Origin of the sequence: Pseudomonas sp. TJI-51, assembly GCF_000190455.2 — a bacterium.
GTDB classification, from domain to species: Bacteria; Pseudomonadota; Gammaproteobacteria; order Pseudomonadales; family Pseudomonadaceae; genus Aquipseudomonas; species Aquipseudomonas juntendi.
In genome coordinates this window covers 1-418 of sequence record NZ_AEWE02000205.1, presented here as the reverse complement: position 1 = coordinate 418, position 418 = coordinate 1, and the positions used below count along the sequence as shown (strand labels likewise).

1 pseudogene is annotated in these 418 nt (G+C 51.9%); it reads left to right on the top strand.

The annotated features are described in order from the left end of the window. Positions 1-272: 272 nt before the first annotated feature. Positions 273-418: pseudogene (locus G1E_RS30045) on the top strand (transcriptional regulator); the annotation flags it as partial.

Here is a 418-nt window from a genome sequence, read left to right as displayed (position 1 = left end):
AACAGCACGGCGAAGCAGGCGAACAGACAGAGATGCGCACGCGCTCTTGAAAGCATGAATCACCCATGAAAACGTCGCGCGCATTAAGCCGTATCGGTGACGGGCAGTTCAAGTTCCGTGACGCGCTATTTTGTCGCATGCGCTAATGATCGCTGTCGTGTCTGGCGCCATTACAGAACTTGCGCAGGGCTGGAGCTCATTGTCATTTGGGTTTGAACTTGAACCGCGTTAGGATTCTCTAACTAGCACCCCACCCACTTCGGAGTAAGTACATGTCGCGCCTGGCAGAGTTTCGTCAGCTTGAACAAAAACTGGCCCAGCAATTGGCTGAACTTGAAGCGCTCAAAGGCTCGTCCGAGCTGCAAAAAGAAATCGAGTTTGAGACAAAACTACGCGACCTGCTTGCCGAATATGGATA